19 protein-coding genes are annotated in these 20,551 nt (G+C 57.9%); 17 read left to right on the top strand and 2 right to left on the bottom strand.

What is annotated here, in order from left to right; genetic code table 11:
- The first annotated feature begins 62 nt into the window (after positions 1 to 62).
- The 8 genes from hisS (at position 63) to pxpA (ending at position 9,179) form a co-directional block, all read left to right on the top strand.
- Positions 63 to 1,337 (top strand): histidine--tRNA ligase, encoded by a 1,275-nt coding sequence (gene hisS, locus ACK5JN_RS05235; RefSeq protein ID WP_416869190.1) that lies wholly within the window; start codon positions 63 to 65, stop codon positions 1,335 to 1,337.
- Positions 1,338 to 1,370: 33 nt separating this feature from the next.
- Positions 1,371 to 1,988, top strand: coding sequence for a YfgM family protein (locus ACK5JN_RS05230; RefSeq protein ID WP_416869189.1), 618 nt, complete (start codon positions 1,371 to 1,373; stop codon positions 1,986 to 1,988).
- 10 nt (positions 1,989 to 1,998) lie between these two features.
- Complete coding sequence (bamB, locus tag ACK5JN_RS05225) at positions 1,999 to 3,177, top strand: outer membrane protein assembly factor BamB (protein WP_416869188.1); 1,179 nt, start codon at positions 1,999 to 2,001, stop codon at positions 3,175 to 3,177.
- Positions 3,178 to 3,264: 87 nt separating this feature from the next.
- Entirely contained in the window at positions 3,265 to 4,743 is a 1,479-nt protein-coding gene (der, locus tag ACK5JN_RS05220) for a ribosome biogenesis GTPase Der (RefSeq protein ID WP_416869187.1), read from the top strand.
- 335 nt (positions 4,744 to 5,078) lie between these two features.
- On the top strand, positions 5,079 to 6,653 hold the full coding sequence (locus ACK5JN_RS05215) for a methyl-accepting chemotaxis protein (protein WP_416869186.1): 1,575 nt from the start codon (positions 5,079 to 5,081) through the stop codon (positions 6,651 to 6,653).
- Positions 6,654 to 6,869: 216 nt separating this feature from the next.
- Positions 6,870 to 7,526 (top strand): 5-oxoprolinase subunit PxpB, encoded by a 657-nt coding sequence (pxpB, locus tag ACK5JN_RS05210; protein ID WP_416869185.1) that lies wholly within the window; start codon positions 6,870 to 6,872, stop codon positions 7,524 to 7,526.
- Positions 7,520 to 8,452: a 5-oxoprolinase subunit PxpC gene (gene pxpC, locus ACK5JN_RS05205; protein ID WP_416869184.1), complete on the top strand. Its 933-nt coding sequence runs from the start codon at positions 7,520 to 7,522 to the stop codon at positions 8,450 to 8,452. The genes pxpB and pxpC overlap by 7 nt, the downstream gene beginning before the upstream one ends.
- Positions 8,442 to 9,179, top strand: coding sequence for a 5-oxoprolinase subunit PxpA (gene pxpA / locus ACK5JN_RS05200; RefSeq protein WP_416869183.1), 738 nt, complete (start codon positions 8,442 to 8,444; stop codon positions 9,177 to 9,179). Before pxpC ends, pxpA begins: the two co-directional genes overlap by 11 nt.
- Positions 9,180 to 9,214: 35 nt before the next feature.
- Here pxpA and ACK5JN_RS05195 read toward each other — a convergent pair whose 3' ends face one another.
- A complete protein-coding gene (locus ACK5JN_RS05195; protein WP_416869182.1) occupies positions 9,215 to 9,763 on the bottom strand; it encodes a winged helix DNA-binding protein in 549 nt (182 codons plus the stop codon).
- Between the two features lie 264 nt (positions 9,764 to 10,027).
- On the opposite strand from ACK5JN_RS05195, the gene ACK5JN_RS05190 reads away from it, so the two are divergent.
- From ACK5JN_RS05190 to ACK5JN_RS05155, 8 genes are all read left to right on the top strand, one after another.
- Positions 10,028 to 10,750 carry a DUF969 domain-containing protein gene (locus ACK5JN_RS05190; RefSeq protein ID WP_416869181.1) on the top strand — a complete coding sequence of 241 codons (723 nt, stop codon included), beginning with the start codon at positions 10,028 to 10,030 and terminating at the stop codon, positions 10,748 to 10,750.
- Entirely contained in the window at positions 10,747 to 11,733 is a 987-nt protein-coding gene (locus ACK5JN_RS05185; protein WP_416869180.1) for a DUF979 domain-containing protein, read from the top strand. Before ACK5JN_RS05190 ends, ACK5JN_RS05185 begins: the two co-directional genes overlap by 4 nt.
- A gap of 26 nt (positions 11,734 to 11,759) precedes the next feature.
- Positions 11,760 to 12,755: a DUF2891 domain-containing protein gene (locus ACK5JN_RS05180; RefSeq protein ID WP_416869179.1), complete on the top strand. Its 996-nt coding sequence runs from the start codon at positions 11,760 to 11,762 to the stop codon at positions 12,753 to 12,755.
- Between the two features lie 177 nt (positions 12,756 to 12,932).
- The gene (locus tag ACK5JN_RS05175; RefSeq protein WP_416869178.1) at positions 12,933 to 14,444 is read left to right on the top strand and encodes an EAL domain-containing protein; all 1,512 of its coding nucleotides are present in this window, start codon (positions 12,933 to 12,935) and stop codon (positions 14,442 to 14,444) included.
- A 90-nt stretch (positions 14,445 to 14,534) separates the two neighbouring features.
- Entirely contained in the window at positions 14,535 to 14,780 is a 246-nt protein-coding gene (locus tag ACK5JN_RS05170; RefSeq protein ID WP_416869177.1) for a YmjA family protein, read from the top strand.
- Between the two features lie 45 nt (positions 14,781 to 14,825).
- Positions 14,826 to 16,007: a cystathionine beta-lyase gene (metC, locus tag ACK5JN_RS05165; protein WP_416869176.1), complete on the top strand. Its 1,182-nt coding sequence runs from the start codon at positions 14,826 to 14,828 to the stop codon at positions 16,005 to 16,007.
- 78 nt (positions 16,008 to 16,085) lie between these two features.
- Positions 16,086 to 17,177 carry a Gfo/Idh/MocA family oxidoreductase gene (locus tag ACK5JN_RS05160; RefSeq protein WP_416869175.1) on the top strand — a complete coding sequence of 364 codons (1,092 nt, stop codon included), beginning with the start codon at positions 16,086 to 16,088 and terminating at the stop codon, positions 17,175 to 17,177.
- A 43-nt stretch (positions 17,178 to 17,220) separates the two neighbouring features.
- Positions 17,221 to 17,442 carry a zinc ribbon domain-containing protein gene (locus ACK5JN_RS05155; protein ID WP_416869174.1) on the top strand — a complete coding sequence of 74 codons (222 nt, stop codon included), beginning with the start codon at positions 17,221 to 17,223 and terminating at the stop codon, positions 17,440 to 17,442.
- Between the two features lie 42 nt (positions 17,443 to 17,484).
- Here the strand turns inward: ACK5JN_RS05155 and xseA are convergent, their stop codons facing one another.
- The gene (gene xseA / locus ACK5JN_RS05150; RefSeq protein WP_416869173.1) at positions 17,485 to 18,861 is read right to left on the bottom strand and encodes an exodeoxyribonuclease VII large subunit; all 1,377 of its coding nucleotides are present in this window, start codon (positions 18,859 to 18,861) and stop codon (positions 17,485 to 17,487) included.
- A 160-nt stretch (positions 18,862 to 19,021) separates the two neighbouring features.
- Here xseA and guaB point away from each other — a divergent pair, with 160 nt between their 5' ends.
- Positions 19,022 to 20,488: an IMP dehydrogenase gene (gene guaB / locus ACK5JN_RS05145; RefSeq protein ID WP_416869172.1), complete on the top strand. Its 1,467-nt coding sequence runs from the start codon at positions 19,022 to 19,024 to the stop codon at positions 20,486 to 20,488.
- Positions 20,489 to 20,551 lie beyond the last annotated feature (63 nt).

The raw sequence follows: 20,551 nt of genomic DNA, 5'->3' as shown, positions 1-20,551 counted from the left end.
ATGATTGAGCCCCGGGCGTCGACTGCGCCGAGGGTTCATTTTTATATATAAAGAGAATTAACGTGGCAAAAAACATTCAAGCCATTCGCGGCATGAACGATTATCTGCCTGGCGAAACCGCCATCTGGCAGCGCATTGAAGGCACACTGAAACAGGTGCTCGGCAGCTACGGTTACAGCGAAATCCGTTTGCCGATTGTAGAGCAGACCCCGTTGTTCAAGCGCGCAATCGGTGAAGTCACCGACGTGGTTGAAAAAGAGATGTATACCTTTGAAGACCGCAACGGCGATAGCCTGACGCTGCGTCCGGAAGGTACTGCGGGCTGCGTACGCGCCGGCATCGAACATGGTCTTCTGTACAATCAGGAGCAGCGTCTGTGGTACATCGGCCCGATGTTCCGCCACGAGCGTCCGCAGAAAGGCCGCTACCGCCAGTTCCATCAGCTGGGTGTCGAAGTGTTTGGTCTGCAAGGGCCGGACATCGATGCGGAGCTGATCATGCTGACCGCGCGCTGGTGGCGTGCGCTGGGCATGGCGGAACACGTCAGCCTGGAGCTGAACTCTATCGGTTCGCTGGAAGCGCGCGCCAACTACCGTGATGCGCTGGTGGCGTTCCTCGAGCAGCACGTCGAGGTGCTGGACGAAGACTGCAAGCGCCGTATGTACAGCAACCCGCTGCGCGTGCTGGATACCAAAAATCCGGACGTGCAGACGCTGCTGAACGACGCGCCGAAGCTTGGCGACTATCTGGACGACGAGTCCCGCGAGCACTTCGCGGGCCTGTGCGCACAGCTGGATGCCGCTGGTATTGCCTACACCGTGAACCAGCGTCTGGTGCGCGGTCTGGATTACTACAACCGCACCGTGTTTGAATGGGTGACCAGCAGCCTCGGCTCGCAGGGTACCGTCTGCGCGGGCGGCCGTTACGACGGCCTGGTCGAACAGCTGGGCGGTCGTGCGACCCCGGCCGTGGGCTTCGCCATGGGTCTGGAACGACTTGTTTTACTCGTTCAGGCAGTCAATCCGGAATTTAAAGCCGATCCTGTTGTCGATATATACCTGGTTGCCTCAGGTACCGGTACTCAGTCAGCCGCTATGGGCCTGGCCGAGCAGGTACGTGATGCATTACCGGGTGTGAAACTGATGACCAACCACGGCGGCGGCAACTTTAAGAAGCAGTTTGCCCGCGCTGATAAATGGGGTGCACGTATTGCCCTGGTACTGGGTGAGTCTGAGGTTGAACAAGCCACTGTTGTCGTGAAGGATTTGCGCTCTGGTGAGCAGACAACCGTAACGCAGGAAGGCGTTGCCGCGCATTTGCGCACTATTCTGGGTTAATCTCCAGGACATTATTATCAGGAGAAGGGCTGCGTGGAAATTAATAACGAAAACGATCAGGTTGAGGCGCTGAAAAGCTTCTTTGCTGAAAATGGCAAAGCGCTGGCCGTTGGGGTAATTCTGGGAATCGGTGCGCTGGTTGGCTGGCGCTACTGGAATTCTCATCAGGTAGACTCGGCCCGGGAATCATCCATGGCCTATGAAAATGCCGTTTCTGCTCTGAGCTCAGGGAAACCGGAAGCCATGGCCTCGGCGGAGAAATTCGCCGCTGAGACCAAAAACACCTACGGGGCGTTTGCTTCTCTGGAACTGGCGCAGGCCTTCGTTGATAAAAACGATCTGGCACAGGCAGAAAAACAGCTGCAGCAAGGGCTGGCCGCCGCCTCTGATGACAACCTGAAGTCGGTTATCAACCTGCGCCTGGCGCGCGTTCAGCTGCAAATGAAGCAGGCTGACGCGGCGCTGAAAACGCTGGAAGGCGTGAAGGGCGAAGGCTGGACGGCGATTGTTGCTGATTTACGCGGGGAAATCCTGCTCAGTAAAGGTGACAAGCAGGGCGCGCGTGCGGCGTGGGAAGCTGGCGCTAAGAGCGATGCATCACCGGCGCTCAGTGAAATGATGCGCATGAAAATTAATAATTTGTCCGTCTGAGAGGGACCCGATGCAATTGCGTAAACTACTTTTGCCAGGACTGCTTTCTGTCACTCTGTTGAGTGGTTGTTCACTGTTTAGCGGCGAAGAAGACGTGGTCAAAATGTCTCCGCTGCCGACCGTAGAGAACCAGTTCACACCGTCTACCGCCTGGGATATTTCCGTCGGTAGCGGAATTGGCGATTTCTACTCCAACCTGCATCCGGCCTATGCGGATAGCGTGGTTTATGCCGCCGACCGTAAAGGCACCGTGAAAGCGGTGAACGCGGACGACGGTAAAGAAGTCTGGTCCGTGAATCTGGCGGAAAAAGACGGCTGGTTCTCGCGTAAACCGGCGCTGCTCTCCGGCGGCCTGACCGTTTCCGGCGGCCACGTGTACATCGGCAGCGAAAAAGCGCAGGTGTATGCGCTGGACGCGGGCGATGGTTCTATCGTCTGGCAGACTACCGCCGCGGGCGAAGTGCTGTCTCGCCCAACCGCCAGCGATGGCCTGGTGCTGGTTCACACCAGCAACGGTCAGCTGCAGGCACTGGATGAAAACAGCGGCGTGGTGAAGTGGACGGTGAACCTGGATATGCCTGCGCTCTCGCTGCGCGGTGAATCTGCACCGGCTGTAGCCTACGGCGCGGCGATTGTGGGCGGCGATAACGGTCGCGTCAGCGCGGTCCTGATGCAGCAAGGCCAGCTGATTTGGCAGCAGCGTATTTCTCAGGCCACCGGCACCACCGAAATCGACCGTTTAAGCGACGTGGATACCACGCCGGTTATCGTCAATGGCGTGGTTTACGCCTTAGCCTACAATGGTAACCTGACGGCGCTGGATCTGCGCAGCGGCCAGATCATGTGGAAACGCGAGCTGGGCTCGGTGAACGATTTCATCGTTGACGGCAACCGTATCTACATCGTCGATCAGAACGACCGTATTCTGGCGCTGACCACCGATGGCGGCGTGACGCTGTGGACGCAGAGCGATCTGCTGCACCGTCTGCTGACTTCTCCGGCGCTGTATAACGGCAGCCTGGTTGTTGGCGATAGCGAAGGCTATATGCACTGGGTTAACCCGGACGACGGGCGCTTTGAAGCGCAGCAGAAGGTTGATAGCTCCGGCTTCCTGACGGAACCGGTGGTTGCCGACGGTAAACTGCTGATTCAGGCGAAGGACGGCACGGTTTACGCGATTACGCGTTAATTTTCGGCTGTCGTAACGATATTGGCGGCTCCTGTTTAGTCAGGGGCCGTTTGCTATTTTTAGATTTTGAGTAAATGAGGCTTTAACATGGTACCTGTGGTCGCGCTTGTCGGGCGCCCTAATGTTGGAAAATCCACGCTCTTTAACCGCCTGACGCGCACTCGTGATGCGCTGGTTGCGGATTTCCCGGGTCTGACTCGTGACCGTAAGTACGGTCGTGCTGAAGTTGAAGGGCGTGAATTTATCTGTATCGATACCGGCGGTATCGACGGCACGGAAGAGGGCGTGGAAACGCGCATGGCGGAACAGTCGCTGCTGGCGATTGAAGAAGCCGACGTGGTGCTGTTCATGGTCGATGCGCGCGCCGGGCTGATGCCGGCGGATGAAGGCATCGCTAAACATCTGCGTTCCCGTGAAAAGCCAACCTTCCTGGTGGCAAACAAAACTGACGGTATCGATCCCGATCAGGCCGTGGCCGACTTCTGGTCGCTGGGCCTCGGTGAAATTCACCCGATCGCTGCTTCTCACGGTCGCGGCGTGACCAGCCTGCTGGAGCAGGTGCTGCTGCCGTTCGTTGACGACGTTAACCCGCCGGAAGAGGTGGACGAAGACGCCGAATACTGGGCGAAATTTGAGGCTGAGCAGAACGGTGAAACGCTGGAAGAGCCGGAAGACGACTTCAACCCGCAGGATCTGCCGATCAAAATCGCCATCGTTGGCCGCCCGAACGTAGGTAAGTCAACGCTAACTAACCGTATCCTCGGCGAAGACCGCGTCGTGGTCTACGACATGCCGGGCACCACCCGTGACAGTATCTACATCCCTATGGAGCGCGATGAACGTGAATACGTTCTCATCGACACCGCGGGCGTGCGTAAGCGCGGTAAAGTCACGGATACGGTAGAAAAATTCTCGGTTATCAAAACGCTGCAGGCAATTGAAGACGCGAACGTCTGTCTGCTGGTGATTGATGCGCGCGAAGGCATCTCCGACCAGGATCTGTCTCTGCTGGGCTTTATCCTCAATAGTGGGCGCTCACTTGTCATCGTGGTTAACAAGTGGGATGGCCTGAGCATGGAAGTGAAAGAGCAGGTGAAAGAGACCCTCGACTACCGTCTGGGCTTCATCGACTTCGCTCGCGTGCACTTTATCTCCGCGCTGCACGGCAGCGGCGTGGGTAACCTGTTTGAGTCGATCCGTGAAGCTTATGACAGCTCCACCCGTCGCGTGGGCACCGCGATGCTGACCCGCATCATGACCATGGCGTCGGAAGACCACCAGCCGCCGCTGGTGCGTGGTCGCCGCGTGAAGCTGAAATATGCGCACGCCGGGGGTTACAACCCGCCGATCGTGGTGATTCACGGTAACCAGGTGAAAGACCTGCCGGACTCCTACAAGCGCTATCTGATGAACTACTTCCGCAAATCGCTGGACGTGATGGGTACGCCTATCCGCATTCAGTTCAAGGAAGGCGAGAACCCGTATGCTAACAAGCGCAATACGCTGACCCCGACCCAGATGCGTAAACGTAAGCGTTTGATTAAGCACATTAAGAAAAGCAAATGATGAATTGCTAGACCTCATCAGTCTGCCACATTCCCAAAGCCCGCATTCTGCGGGCTTTTTTTTATCTGTAGCAAGATACCATCGTACTTCGAACTCAATCAGACCGTGTTGCAACAGCGAACGAATTTATATTTATGCTAATCCCCTCATTCACCGATATTAATAATAAGGGGATTTTTCATTTGTATGAAATATATCCCGGAGGATGTATACCGCAAGTGAACAATGCTAATGCAATCTGTTAAGCAATATGGATGTCAGCCTGGCAGGTATATTCCCTATGCGCTTTTTACCCCCATGTGCAGGCCGTCTTTTTAATCGATTAGGTGAATATAATGTTAAATCGCATTAAAATAGCAACGAGTATCGTTGTTATCCTCGCTATCCTCTTATTTCTTCAAATGTTATCCGGCGGGCTTTCCTTCAGAGCGCAAAGCTCAAGTGATGACGCTTTCGCAACCATCGTCAGGTTGAACGAGAGGGCGGATACGCTAGAGGCGGCATGGACAGCCCTGCTGGAAGCGCGCATCTCGTTGAATCGTGGTGCCCAGAGGCTGATGCTGGCGGATTACAACGATGATTCCAATGAGAAAGAGCAGTATCGCCAGCAGGCTTCACCGCTGTTCAACGCTGCTGAGCAAGAATTGAAAAAAGCGCAGCAGCTCTGGCAGGAATATTCTTCGACGCCGCCGAACCCCAAAGTGAATAGTGCGGTACTGAATGCAATCGTGCGCGACTATGAAACCTACGTATATGAGCTCACCGAGCTGCTTCGTATACTCAGAGCTAATGATGTCAACGGATTTATCGCCCACCCCACACAGGGCTACCAGAACGCATTACGAGATTCCTATTCAGCCTACCTTTCAGACATTTCGAATATATCAGACGCTTTATCCGCAGAGATGGAAGAGGCATCTAATACCGCATTCTGGGCCATTCTGAGCGTTATGTTGGCGACGTTGGCTATTTTCCTGATCAGCCTGGTTGGTATGAAAAAAATACTGATCGCCCCAATGAATAACCTGCTGGAAAATATCAAAAGCATCGCCAGCGGGGATCTTGTCACCAAAATAACTGTCCAGGGCACGAATGAGATGGGGCAGTTTGCCGCTGGCCTGCGCGAGATGCAAAGCGCGCTGGCGAAAACGGTGGGGGAAGTTCGAGCCAGCGCCGATGCTATTTTTAATGGCGCCAGCGAAATTGCCAACGGTAATAACGATTTATCAGCGCGAACCGAGCAGCAGGCCGCTTCTCTGGAACAGACGGCCGCCAGCATGGAAGAGCTGACGGCGACGGTCAAACAGAATGCGGAAAATGCCCAGCAGGCGAGCGGTCTGGCATCGGGCGCGTCGGAAACGGCGGAGCTGGGTGGAAAAGCCGTGGAGGATGTCGTCCACGTTATGAACGAAATCGCTAACAGTTCGCAGAAAATCTCAGAAATTACCGGCGTTATCGACGGCATTGCCTTCCAGACGAATATCCTGGCGCTGAATGCCGCGGTGGAAGCCGCGCGAGCCGGTGAGCAGGGGCGCGGTTTTGCCGTGGTTGCCAGTGAAGTACGTAGCCTGGCGCAGCGTAGTGCGCTGGCGGCGAAAGAGATCACCACGCTGATAAACGAGTCGGTGAATAAAATCACTTCCGGCTCGCGCTATGCGGAAAACGCAGGCAAAACCATGGGGGATGTGATCACCGCCGTCAGCAATGTGACGCACATTATGAACGAAATCGCCTCGGCGTCTGAAGAGCAAAGCCGAGGGATCCAGCAGGTAGGTATCGCGGTCTCTGAGATGGATCGCGTGACCCAACAGAATACGACTCTGGTCGAGGAATCCGCCACCGCGTCAGCGGAGCTGGAAGCCCAGGCGAGTCGCCTCAACCAGTCCGTTGCGGTCTTTGTAACACACTAGTCATAATGCGCTCGGCCAGTTCGTTACCAGGTCGAGCGCGTGAACAAAATTCCCCAGTCCAAACTGATTCCCCCTCCCCAGATCATGACCTGTGCTGATGTTGCTGCCAGCGGAAGTGATTGACACGCTTGCGCTATTGCTGAATTGTAAATAGAAATGGTGGCCGATTTTAACATCCGTCGGCCTCAGCAACCTAGATTGAATAAAGGTGAAAACGTGCAGCGAGCGCGGTGTTATCTGTTAGGAGAAAGCGCGGTAGTTCTGGAACTGGAACCGCCGCTGACGCTGGAAAGCCAGCAGCGAATTTGGGGGCTGGCGCAGCGTCTGGCGGGCGTGCCGGAGGTGGTTGAAGTGATTCCGGGGATGAATAATATTACCGTGATGCTTCGTGACCCGGCGACGATGGCGCTGGATGCTATTGAGCGCCTGCAGCGCTGGTGGGAAGAGAGTGAGGCGGTGACGCTGGACGCCCGGCGGGTAGAGATTCCGGTGATTTACGGCGGTGAATACGGCCCCGATCTGGCGGAGGTGGCGCGGCATACCGGCCTCAGCGAACAGCAGGTGGTTGAACGCCATGCGGCGGCTGACTACATAACCTACTTTATCGGCTTCCAGCCCGGTTTCCCCTATCTTGGCGGGCTTCCTCCAGCGTTGTCTACGCCGCGTCGGGCGGAGCCACGTCTTGCCGTACCGGCGGGCTCGGTGGGGATTGGCGGCGGCCAGACGGGCATTTACCCGCTGCCCACCCCCGGCGGCTGGCAAATCATCGGCCGCACCGATCTACGCTTATTCGATCCGCAGCGCCAGCCTGCCACGTTATTGCAGCCCGGCGACCGGGTACGTTTTGTTCCGTCTAAGGAGGGGGTGTGTTAGAAATTATTCGCGCAGGGATGAGCACGACCCTACAGGACGGTGGGCGACACGGTATGCGGCAATCGGGGATCAGCCGCTGCGGGGCGATGGACTCAGCGGCGCTGCGCATCGCTAACCTGCTGGTTGGCAACGCCGCCGATAGCGCCGTGCTGGAAATCACGCTCGGGCAGTGCGCCTTTGTTTTTCATCGCGACGGCTGGTTTGCCCTCGCCGGTGCGGACTGCGCGGCGACTCTGGACGGCAAACCGGTCTGGTCCGGCTGGCGCTGGCCGGTACGCGCGGGCCAGCGTCTGAAGCTGGCGCTGCCGAAACGCGGGATGCGCAGCTATCTGGCGGTGTCCGGCGGGTTCGATGTTCCCAGCGTGATGGGTTCTTACAGCACCGATTTAAAAGCCGGCTTCGGGGGTTTTGCTGGCCGAAGCCTGCAGGAGGGCGATCGTCTGCCGCTGCGCCCGGCCACGCGCGAATTTCGCCAGCCCCGCGGCGTGCGCCAGCTACAATGGGGCAACCGCGTGCGTGCGCTACCGGGGCCGGAGTATCATGAGTTTTCCGCCGCCGCGCACGAGTCCTTCTGGCGCGCGCCCTGGAAGCTTAGCCCGCAGAGCAACCGGATGGGCTACCGCATGCAGGGCCAGGTGCTGGAGCGTACCGAATCCCGCGAGATGTTTTCCCACGGCCTGCTGCCCGGCGTGGTGCAGGTGCCGCACAACGGCCAGCCGATTGTGCTGATGAACGATGCGCAGACCACCGGCGGCTACCCGCGTATCGCCTGCGTGATTGAAGCGGATATGTACCATCTGGCGCAAATCCGCCTCGGCGAAACCGTGCACTTTGAGCGCTGTACGCTGGAAGAGGCGCTGGCGGCGCGAGCTCAGCAGCAGCGTTACTTTGAACAACTGGAATGGCGGTTGAACGATGAAGATTGATTTAAACGCCGATCTCGGCGAAGGCTGTGAAAACGACAGCGCGCTGATGCCGCTGATTACCTCGGCCAATATTGCCTGTGGATTTCACGCCGGCGATGCGCAGACCATGCGCCACAGCGTGCTGCTGGCGCTGAAACACGGCGTGGCTATCGGCGCACACCCGAGCTTCCCCGACCGGGAGAACTTTGGCCGCACCGCGATGCAGCTGCCGCCCGAGGTCGTCTACGCTCAGATGCTGTATCAGATTGGCGCGCTGGCGGCGATCGCCCGCGCGGAGGGCGGAGCGCTAACGCACGTGAAACCTCACGGTATGCTCTACAACCAGGCGGCGAAAGATCCGGCGCTGGCCGAGGCTATCGCCAGCGCGGTTCACCGCATCGATCCGTCGCTGATCCTCGTGGGGTTAGCCGGTAGCGAGCTGATTCGCGCGGGCGTTCGCTATGGGCTGGTTACGCGGGAAGAGGTCTTTGCCGATCGCGGCTATCTGGCGGATGGCTCGCTGGTGCCGCGCAGCGAAGCGGGAGCGCTGATTCATGATGATGACGAGGCGGTTGCGCGCACGCTGGAGATGGTGCTGAACGGCCGGGTGATGAGCCGCGACGGCGTCTGGGCCGCGGTAAATGCCCAGACGGTGTGCCTGCACGGCGATGGCGCGCAGGCGTTAGCGTTTGCCCGTCGGCTGCGCGAAGCGTTCGACGCCCGGCAGATTGCCGTTCGCGCCGACTGAGTTTGCCGCGCTCGCCGTTTCCAGCAAGCGCCTCATTACAGCGATGCCGCCGCCCGCGCGGCGGTATCATACAGCGACGAGATGGTGCGCAGCAGCTGCGCGGTCTCGCCAATCGAATGCCCCGGAATGCCGCTCTCCACCTGAATCGCAATCAGGCACGCTTCGCGTACGTCGCGGTATTTCATGCACAGCGCTTTGCCTTCTTCCGTGGTGTAAAAATAGAGCTCCTTGCCCACTTTCTCGCTGGTGACGTAGCCGGCTTTCACTAATTTCTTCAGCGCATAGGTCACCACGTGGGTATCTTCCACGTTCAGCACAAAGCAGATATCCGCCAGCTTCTTCTTGCGATTGCGATGGTTTACGTGGTGCAAAAGCGATACGTCAAACGCCCCCATATCCGGCTCTCCAGCGGCGGTCATGCAGCGCACCATCCATTTATTGAACGCGTTGCTGGTCATGATCAGCGCGTATTCCAGCTCCGATAATTCCGCGCAGCGCTCGGAAATCAGATGACGCGAGGAGACGATCCGGCTTTCGTTGATATCGTCGTTTGTGGTGGGTGTAGCCGTTTTTTTCGAGGTCATAACTGTCCTTACGCAATTGTGACTATTCGCAAAGAATGTAAATGAAAAGAGATAATATAAGAACGTTTTATTGATAAATTGTTTACATATTATCGTCGTTCAGATATAGATTTTTAGCACAGACCGATGATGCCTACGTAGATTTGCACGGTCTGCTGACACAACACAACATCGTTCGCCGCAATGCCGCACGCTTCACCCTGTGGTGAAGTGATAAAAAAGAGCCTTCGGCGTGCAACACACACTTTGATAGGGTAAACGTTTATGGACGGTACGACACTGATGCCGCTTATCGGGATTCCGGTGGTGGTAATTGGCTTTGCGCTGCGCTTTAACCCACTGCTGGTGGTGGTGGTTGCAGGTCTGGCGACCGGGCTGCTGGTGGGGATGGATTTCGGCATGCTGCTGGAAACCTTTGGCGAAAAGTTTGTGAATAGCCGCTCGCTGGCGACTTTCATTCTGATTCTGCCGGTGATTGGTCTGCTGGAATACTACGGCCTGAAGGAGCGCGCGCAGGCCTGGGTGGCCAAAATCGCCAGCGCCACCTCGGCGCGTATTCTGATGCTCTACTTCGTGGCGCGCGAGGGCACGGCCGCGCTGGGATTGATGTCGCTGGGCGGCCACGCGCAAACGGTGCGTCCGCTGCTGGCGCCGATGGCGGAAGGGGCGGCACTGAACGAATACGGCGAACTGCCGCAGCATATCCGCGATAAAATCAAAGCCCACGCCGCCGCCTGCGACAACATTGCCGTTTTCTTCGGCGAAGATATTTTCATTGCCTTCGGCGCGGTGCTGCTGATTGACGCCTTCCTCAAAGAGAACGGCATTACCGGTATCGAGCCGCTGCATATCGGCCTGTGGGCCATTCCGACCGCCATCTCCGCGCTGGTGATTCATATGATTCGCCTGCTGCGCCTTGACGCCAGCATCCGCCGTGACGTGGTGGCGTGGCGAAACGCGCAGGGCGTGAAGGAGGTGATGCAATGAGTACGCTTATCACCATCAACCGCGTTTACTACCTGATCGGTTTTGTCGTGATGCTATTGGTTATCATGACCCTGCGCGATCGCGGCAACCCGAAACGTTTTACCACCGCGCTGTTCTGGTTCCTGTTTGGCGGCATTTTTCTGTTCGGCGACCTGATGGTCCAGGAGCTGGGAAAATCGCTGGCCTACCGGATTATCGGCGGTGCGGTGATTGTCATTGCTCTGCTGGCGGGCTGCGGGCTGGTGGGCAAAGGCGAGTACCAAATGTCGAGCGAGAGCGAACGCGTTGCCTCGTCTAATCGACTGAAAAACTGGCTATTTTTGCCAGCGTTGATGATCCCGGTGGTGACGGTCATCGGCACGCTGTTCCTCAAAGGGGTGTCGATTGGCGGTGTCTACCTGCTCGACCAGAAACAGCTGACGCTGGCCGCGCTGTGCGTCGCCTGCGTGGCGGCCATTTTGACCGGCTGGTGGCTGACGCGCGGCACGCCGCTGCACGCCATTCGCCAGTCCCGACGCCTGGTGGATACCATCGGCTGGGCGGTGATATTGCCGCAGATGCTCGCCATGCTTGGCGGGGTGTTTGTGGTGGCGGATACCGGCGAGTCGGTGCAAAAGGTGGTGAGCCTGTTCGTCAACCCGGATAACCGCTTCATGCTGGTGGTGATCTATTGCGTTGGCATGGCGCTGTTTACCATGATTATGGGCAACGCGTTTGCCGCCTTCCCGGTGCTCAGCGCCGGCATTGCGCTGCCGTTCCTGATTCATCTTCACCACGGCAACCCGGCGCCGCTGCTGGCGATTGGTATGTACGCGGGCTACTGCGGCACGCTGATGACGCCGATGGCCGCCAACTTTAATATTGTGCCCGCTGCGCTGCTTGAGCTGAAAGATAAGTATCAGGTGATTAAGGTTCAGATCCCCACCGCGCTGCCTCTGCTGGTGGTAAACGTCTTTTTAATGTACTTCCTCGTGTTTCGCTAAGCGCGGTGACTTTTTCAGGAGCTGTTATGGAATTAACGCAACATCAGGCTGACGCTTTTGCCCGTATGCCCTTGACCTATCTGCGCCAGGAATATCCAAACCACATCATGCACTTGCTGAATGATGATGGTGACGTCCTGCCGCCTCGCGCCCTGCACCCGGTGTTTTATGGCTGCTTCGACTGGCACTCGGCGGTGCACGGCTACTGGCTGCTGCTGCGCTGCGTGCGCCTTTACCCGGCGCTGCCGTGCCGTGATGAAATCATCGCGCTGTTTGACGAGCACCTCACCGAGGAGAGTGTCGCTCAGGAGCTGGCCTATTTTACCGCGCCGTTCCGCGCCTCGTTTGAACGCCCCTACGGCTACGGCTGGCTGCTGGCGCTGGCGCAGGAGCTGCAACAATCCTCTCTGCCGCAGGCCGCGCGCTGGTTTGCGACGCTGGCGCCGCTGACTCAGGATATCCGCGATCGGCTTATCGACTATCTCAGCAAGCTGACCTACCCGATTCGCGTTGGCACACATTACAACACCGCCTTTGCGCTGGCGTTGGGGCTGGACTATGCTCGCGCGCTGGCAGACAAACCGCTGGAAGGTGCGATTCTGGATGCCGCCAACCGTTTCTATATTGCCGATACGCAGTACCCGGCGCACTACGAACCGGGCGGTGACGAGTACATTTCGGGGGCGCTGACCGAAGCGCTGCTGATGAGCAAAGTGGCGGGGGATTTCCCGGCGTGGTTCGATGCCTTCCTGCCGGACGTGGCGTCGGTCCCGGCGTTGATGAACCCGGCGGAAGTCAGCGACCGTACCGACCCGAAAATTGCCCATCTCGACGGCCTGAACCTTAGCCGTGCCTGGTGTATGAAGCATATCGCCCGCGCCTTGCCGGCAGGCCATGCGGCGCAAACACCGCTACGCGATGCCGTGACGCGGCATCTGACGGCCAGCGTTGAACACGTGGTCGGCAGCCACTACAGCGGCGGGCACTGGCTGGCGAGCTTCGCGCTGCTGGCGCTGGAGTAAATTCTTCTGCGTACTTCGGTTTTGCCGGAGTACGTTTCTCCTCTTATTAACGCGGCAAAATGTCATTGCGCGAATGGCGATTTTGGCGTCTGTCGACCATCCTTTCTTTATTCGTTAACTCAAACGAGTCACTGTCTGCACAACGTCAAAAATAAACCTTCAGACCCAGGACATGATATGCGCCATGCGTTTCTTCCTGTCATTGCCGCTGCGTGTCTCTTTCTGACCGGGGTGGTTATTTTGAATACTCAGCTTTGGTATTCTTCCCGTGCGGAAAGCCTCGGCGGCGCACGATATGCGGCGAATAATATTAACCTTATCCTGAACGAAGCCGCGCGGGCGACGCGGGTCGCGATGAGTATTAAGGGGTGCACCCTGGAAGGGCAATATCGGCTCGGCACCGAAGCTGCGTTGCAGCCGCATTTGCGCACGATTGTTATCGTCAAAAATGGCGCGGTCTGGTGTTCGTCATTGCCGGGAAACCGTATTCTGCTCTCGCAGATTCCGCCAATGGTGGAGGGGCATTTGCTGCTGGCCTCTGCCCGTGAAACATCCAATAGGTTACCGATTCTAATTTATAATACGCGGTTTGCCGATAGCCATATTCTGGTGACCATTAGCGATCAGCACATTCGAGGGGCGCTGAATGCGCCGTTGAAAGGAGTGCATTTCGCCTTGCAGGTTGGGGATTCTACGATCGGTATGTCCGGCGACGTGGTAAGCGGAAACGTGCACTACAGCGGACGAATCCGTTCGGCTGAATATCCCTTTAGTATTGTCTACAACCAACCGCCGTTATTTAGCCTGCAGCGCTTGATTACCCATGGTCTGGGTATTCTGTTTTTTATTACTCTTATCTCCGGCGTTACGGCCTATGCGCTGAATAAATATCTGCATAAGGAGATGACGCCGGAAGAGCTGCTACGGCGGGCGATAGCCAACGGTGAAATCGTCCCTTTCTACCAGATGGTGGTCAACGGCAGGGAGGGGACGCTGCGCGGCGTTGAGGTGCTGGCCCGCTGGAAGCACCCGCGCGCGGGCTATATTTCTCCCGCGGCGTTTATTCCGGTGGCGGAAAAGTCGGGGCTGATCGTGCCGCTCACCCGCAGCCTGATGGCGCAGGTGGTGGATAACATGAACGCCATCGAAAGCAAGCTGCCGGAAGGTTTTCATGTCGGTATTAACTTCAGCGCGTCGCATATTGCCAGCCCGGGCTTCGTGGACGAGTGCTTGCGTTTTAAAGCCCGCTTCCAGCGCAAGGATCTGAACCTGGTACTGGAGGTGACGGAGCGCGAGCCGCTGCACGTGGATGAAGATTTAGTGCAAACGCTGAATACGCTGCATGAGAATGGGTTTGTTATCGCGCTGGATGATTTTGGTACCGGCTATTCTGGTCTATCTTATCTGCATGATTTACATATTGATTATATTAAAATAGATCAGAGTTTCGTCGCCCGCGTCAACGCCGACCCTGACTCCACGCGCATCCTGGACTGCGTGCTGGATCTGGCCCGTAAGCTCTCGCTGAGCATCGTTGCCGAAGGGGTCGAAACCCGAGAACAGCTCGACTATCTCAACAAAAACGACATTACCTTCCAGCAGGGGTACTATTTTTATAAGCCGGTGAAATTCACCGAATTGATCAAAATTCTGCTGTCAAAACCGAAAGTGAAGGTGATTGTCGAGTAAATCGCCGCCCGTATGAAAACGTACGTTGACCTGGCCGCGCCTAACGTAGGATAGTCACCGTTTTGCCGGTCTTTATTCCAGGAGCTGTCTATGACTAACGAAATCCCGCTGAAATTTTATGACATCGTCGATGAATACTCGACCGAAGCCGCGCAGGCGGTGAACGACGACGAGCGCGATGCGCTGGCGCACTATTTCCAGCTGCTGATTACCCGTTTAATGAATAACGAAGAGATCAGCGAAGAAGCGCAGCAAGAGATGGCCGCCGAAGCGGGCATTAAACCCCAGCGCATTGATGACATTGCGGAATTCCTCAATCAATGGGGTAACGAGTAGCACGATTTCTCGTCGGCACGGCCGCTGAAAGGTACGAGGTTAATTATGGGTCATCGTTCTACATCCGATTTTAATATCAGCACGCAAATCACCCAGCTGGGCCGGGACACCACCCGCCAGGCGGGGTTTGTTAATGCACCGATTTATCGCGGCTCGACGGTGGTCTTCCCGACGGTTGACGATCTCGAACACAACCGCGCGGAATTCAACTACGGCACGATGGGCACGCCGACCATCGCCAGCCTCGAGAACGCCTGGAGCGCGCTGGCGGGGGCCGCCGGTACCGTGCTGTCACCGTCCGGGCTGGGAGCCATTTCGCTGGCCCTGCTGACGACGCTCAAAGCGGGCGATCACCTGCTGATGCCCGATAGCGTCTACCGGCCTACCCGCAATTTCTGCGCCGGTATGCTGACTAAAATGGGCATTGAAACCACCTATTACGATCCGCTGATCGGCGCGGAGATCGCCACGCTGTTCCGCCCGAATACCACTACGCTGTTCCTTGAATCGCCGGGGTCGCAAAGCTTTGAGATTCAGGATGTTCCGGCGATGACTCAGACGGCGAAAAAGCAGGGTATTACCACCATTATTGATAACACGTGGGCGACGCCGATTTTCTTCCGCGCCCACGAGCACGGTTGCGATCTCTCGCTCGAAGCGGGGACCAAATACCTCGGCGGCCATTCCGATCTGCTGATGGGGCTAGTGTCGGCCAATGAGGCGTGGTGGCCGCAGCTGCGTAAAACCTACGATCTGCTGGCAATGCTGCCCGGAGCGGAAGACTGCTTCCTGGCCCTGCGCGGGCTGCGCACGATGCATCTGCGCCTGAAAGAGGCTGAACGACGCGGTCTGGAGATGGCGCATTGGCTACAGGCGCGTCCGGAAGTGCTGAGGGTGCTGCACCCGGCGTTGCCGGAGTGCCCGGGGCACGAGATCTGGAAGCGCGATTTTACCGGCTCATCCGGGCTGTTTTCGCTGGTGCTTAAGCCTGAATTCACCAAAGCGGGCGTGGCGAATATGTTGGATCACATGCGTATTTTCGCCATGGGCTATTCGTGGGGCGGTTTCGAAAGCCTGATTATTCCGTTCAACTGCGCCGATTACCGCACCGCGACCACCTGGCAGCCCGGCGGCCTGACGCTGCGTATCCAGATGGGGCTGGAAGATATGGACGATCTGAAAACCGATCTGGCCGCCGGTTTCGACCGCCTGCGCGCGGTACGCTAAAGGCAATACGTCATCGCGGACGCGTTTCTGCGGTGGCGTTTTTCTCCCCACCCTTTTGATGTTTGTGAGTCGGATGCGATGAATATTGGTTTTGTCGGCCTCGGGTCGGTAGTTGAAACCGCCTACCTTCCGGCGCTGAAGGCGCTGTCGCTGCCGGTATCTTGCCTTTACGGCTATGACCGCAATCCGCAGCGCAGCCTGCCGGGCGTTACGGCCTGTGATTCCCTTGCCGCGCTGCTGGCGCAGCCTATCGATACGCTGTTTATTACCACCGTTTCGCTGGCGCATCTGCCGGTGCTGGAACAGGCGCTGCGCTCAACGATCCCGCGCATTGTGGTGGAAAAACCGATTGCCGCCACGCTGGACCAGCTTGCCGCGCTGCGTCAGTGCCTGGCGCTGCCTGATAACGCTCGACGCGTGCTGGCGCTGGATCACTGGATGGCCCGTGACGGCGCGCTGTGTCTGGCACAGGGGAGCATGGACGGCCGCTGGCAGCCGCAAAACGGCGCGGCGGTTGACCGCCCGGTGGTCACCTCGCTGGACGATATTGTCAGGATCGACGGCTTTCTGCTGGAGCCGAGCGGCTATAATGCCGCCGGCGAAGCCATCGCGCTGAATTTTGCCACCGGTGAGCCGGATACCCGCCAGCTGCGCCATCCGGACGGGGTGATTGTCGATATTGGCACCCACGTGCTGGCGATGATGCGTGAGACGGTGCGTTATCTGGGCGGCAGCGATGAGATTGTGCTGCGCGCTGAGCAGGTTAAGGATCGCTTAGGCCAGCTAATTGCGCGGGGCGATACGCAAACTGCAGAAGGCGAGGCGCATCTGCTCGGCACGCTCGGCGGTATTGCCGTCAATCTATGGCTGAACAAATACGCCGGGCCGGGCGTTGAGCGCAAGGGCATCCGCCTTTTCCTGCGCGACGGCCGCATTATCGACCAGAATCGAGGCCCGCAGGGGGAACGCGTTGAACTGATTCGCGGCGACGAGATTCTGAGCTGGACGCGCTGCGGCGCGGTGTATGCCCATTGCCTCGGCGAGCAGATCCTCGGCGCGCAGAGTCTGTTCGACCGCGCGCCGCAGGAAGTGGCGAAGCTCACGGCGCGGCGCATCGGCGAGGTTGAGGCGCTGCTACAGATTCAGCAGCGGTTACGCGGGGCGCATTGAGTCGTGATAAAATGGCGGCACAATACGACGTTAAGGAGTCGCTATGGAATTCATCTGCCCAACCTGTCAGGCCTCGCTGGAGGTTCAGGGTCAACAGGCGCACTGTGCGCACTGTGATAAAACCTTTACCCTCGAGCCACGCTGCCCCGAGTGCCATAAGCCGCTGGAGGTGTTAAAAGCCTGCGGCGCAGTGGATTTCTTCTGCCAGAACGGCCACGGCCTGATATCGAAAAAGCGGGTGGAGTGGGTGCCTGCGGGGGAATAAGCGAGAGGATACCGGGCCTGGAGGCCCGGTTATATTAAACGATTAAACGGCTTTTTTCCGCGCGCGCGTTTTCTTCACCGGCGTCACCGTTTTGATTTCACTTTCAACCCAGCCGTCCGCCAGCCGGGTGGTCAGCATTTCTCCGGCTTTGGCCTGCTTCGCCTGCTTCAACACCTTGCCATCGCTGGCGGTGGTGACGCTATAGCCACGGGCCAGCGTCGCCAGCGGGCTAACGGCTTCCAGATGCGTGACGGCATTGCCAAAGCGTTCGCGTTGTTCGCTGAGGCGCGCGCGAATTGTTTCGGCCAGGCGATATTCCAGCTGTTGGATACGCGACTGGGCGCGATGAATACGCGGCTGCGGATTCTGCTGGTTCAGGCGTTGCAACATGCGCTGCTGGCGCTGATTCGCCTGCTTGATTTGATTTTCCAGCGCGCTGCTCATGCGCTGGCGCAGCCGCTCCAGCGACGTTTGCTGGCGCGCCAGACGCAGCTGCGGATGCTGCTGCTGCAGGCGATGGAAAAGCTGGGTAAAGCGGCGGCTGCGGTTGGCGAGGTAGTAGTCCATCGCCATGCCCAGACGCTGCTGGGCAGACTGCACCTGACGCAGCAGCTCCTGCTGGTTACGGCTGACAATTTCCGCCGCCGCCGACGGCGTCGGCGCGCGCAGGTCGCCGACAAAATCGGCAATGGTGACGTCGGTTTCGTGGCCGACGGCGCTGACCACCGGAATGCGGCTGGCGAAAATAGCGCGCGCCACCCGTTCGTCGTTAAAACTCCATAAGTCTTCCAGCGAGCCGCCGCCGCGCCCGACGATTAACACATCGCACTCGCCGCGGGCGTTGGCCAGTTCAATGGCGCGAACGATTTGCCCCGGCGCGTCGTCGCCCTGGACGGCGGTAGGGTAAATGACCACCGGCAGCGACGGATCGCGGCGTTTGAGTACGTGGAGAATATCGTGCAGCGCCGCGCCGGTTTTCGAAGTGATCACCCCGACGCAGTGGGCCGGGGAGGGCAGCGGCTGCTTGTAGTGCTGATCGAACAAGCCTTCCGCCTGTAGTTTGGCTTTTAGCTGCTCATATTTCTGCTGCAATAGCCCTTCGCCCGCCGGCTGCATGCTCTCGACGATAATCTGGTAGTCGCCGCGCGGCTCATACAGCGTGATGTTGGCGCGCACCAGCACCTGCTGCCCGTGCTGCGGACGAAACGTCACCCGACGGTTGCTGTTGCGGAACATCGCGCAGCGCACCTGGGCGTTATCGTCTTTTAAGGTGAAGTACCAGTGTCCGGAAGAGGGCTGGGTAAAGTTGGAGATCTCGCCGCTAATCCACACCTGGCCCATCTCTTTTTCGAGCAGCAGGCGTACCGACTGATTAAGGCGGCTAACGGTAAAAATTGCGGGGCTTTGTGAGGATAACATGTGAGCGGGATCAAATTCTAAATCAGCAAGTTATTCAGTCGAAAGTAACATGCTCACAGAGGAGCGCAAGGTTTTTTTGCAAAAAAGTGTGGATGCAATCGCTTACGCTCTGTATAATGCCGCGGCAATATTTAATAACCTCCCAGGTGAGATATTGCCCATGCTACGTATCGCAAAAGAAGCCCTGACGTTTGACGACGTCCTCCTCGTTCCCGCTCATTCTACCGTTCTGCCGAACACGGCTGACCTTAGCACTCAGCTGACCAAAACCATTCGTCTGAACATTCCTATGCTCTCTGCGGCAATGGACACCGTGACTGAAGCGCGCCTGGCAATTGCCCTGGCACAGGAAGGCGGCATTGGTTTTATCCACAAAAACATGTCTATCGAGCGCCAGGCGGAAGAAGTTCGCCGCGTGAAGAAGCACGAGTCCGGCGTGGTAACCGACCCGCAGACCGTGCTGCCAACCACCACCCTGGCGGAAGTGAAAGAACTGACCGAGCGCAACGGATTCGCGGGCTATCCGGTTGTGACCGAAGACAATGAACTGGTAGGTATCATCACTGGCCGTGACGTGCGTTTCGTTACCGATCTGAGCCAGCCGGTCAGCGTCTACATGACCCCGAAAGAGCGCCTGGTCACCGTTCGCGAAGGCGAATCGCGTGAGGTGGTGTTCGCTAAAATGCACGAACGTCGCGTAGAAAAAGCGCTGGTGGTTGACGATAGCTTCCACCTGCTGGGCATGATCACCGTTAAAGACTTCAAAAAAGCGGAACGTAAACCGAACGCCTGTAAAGACGAGAAAGGCCGTCTGCGCGTGGGCGCGGCGGTAGGCGCGGGCGCGGGCAACGAAGAGCGCGTTGACGCGCTGGTTGCCGCGGGCGTTGACGTACTGCTGATCGACTCCTCTCACGGCCATTCCGAAGGCGTACTGCAGCGTATCCGTGAAACCCGTGCTAAATATCCTGACCTGCAAATCATTGGCGGTAACGTCGCCACTGGCGCAGGCGCTCGCGCCCTGGCGGAAGCGGGTTGCAGCGCGGTGAAAGTCGGTATCGGCCCTGGCTCCATCTGTACGACCCGTATCGTTACTGGCGTGGGCGTGCCGCAGATCACCGCGGTTTCCGACGCGGTTGAAGCGCTGGAAGGCACCGGTATTCCGGTTATCGCCGACGGCGGTATCCGTTTCTCCGGCGATATCGCTAAAGCGATTGCCGCGGGCGCCGCTGCCGTGATGGTGGGCTCGATGCTGGCGGGTACCGAAGAATCCCCGGGCGAAATCGAACTGTACCAGGGCCGTTCTTACAAATCTTACCGCGGTATGGGCTCTCTGGGTGCGATGTCCAAAGGCTCTTCCGACCGTTACTTCCAGAGCGACAACGCCGCTGACAAACTGGTGCCGGAAGGTATCGAAGGTCGCGTAGCATATAAAGGCCGCCTGAAAGAGATCATTCACCAGCAGATGGGCGGCCTGCGCTCCTGTATGGGTCTGACCGGCTGTGGTACCATCGACCTGCTGCGTACGAAGGCTGAATTCGTGCGTATCAGCGGTGCGGGTATCCAGGAAAGCCACGTTCACGACGTGACCATCACCAAAGAGTCCCCGAACTACCGTCTGGGCTCCTGATTTTCTTCGCCCGACCTCGTGTCGGGCGATTTATTTAATCTGTTTCACTTGCCTCGGAATTAG

Source organism: Kluyvera sp., assembly GCF_047971185.1.
Lineage (GTDB): Bacteria > Pseudomonadota > Gammaproteobacteria > Enterobacterales > Enterobacteriaceae > Kluyvera.
Note: the sequence above shows the minus strand (reverse complement) of the source record. Positions and strands in the feature narration are given on the sequence as shown.